The following is a 321-nucleotide window of genomic DNA, read 5'->3' as shown; positions in this document are numbered from 1 at the left end:
CGGAGCAACCCCGTTGACCAACATGAGCAGTGCAAAGAATTTCGTCATTTCTGAGCCTTCATAATGATCTCGCACAATGGCTCGTGCAATGACAATGCCTGCTGAACCAGCGAGTCCTTGAATCAATCTTAAGAGGATGAACATCCAAATCGACGAGACCACCGTGCATAAAAGAGAGGCGGCGATAAAAATGATTAAGCCGATCATCAGCGGTTTTCTTCTACCGATCGTATCACTAATAGGCCCTGCAATCAGTTGTCCAAGTGCCAGTCCAATAAGACAAGCCATCAGACTTAATTGGGACAAAGCAGTGCTTGCTTC

1 protein-coding gene is annotated in these 321 nt (G+C 46.4%); it reads right to left on the bottom strand.

The annotated features are described in order from the left end of the window. The coding region (locus SB658_RS22795) for an MFS transporter (protein ID WP_410602515.1) at positions 1-321 on the bottom strand (321 nt) is incomplete at both ends.

Origin of the sequence: Bacillus sp. SIMBA_008, assembly GCF_046535495.1 — a bacterium.
Classification (GTDB): domain Bacteria; phylum Bacillota; class Bacilli; order Bacillales; family Bacillaceae; genus Bacillus; species Bacillus subtilis.
The sequence above is the reverse complement of the archived record's forward strand: the minus strand, read 5'-3'. Positions and strand labels throughout refer to the sequence as shown.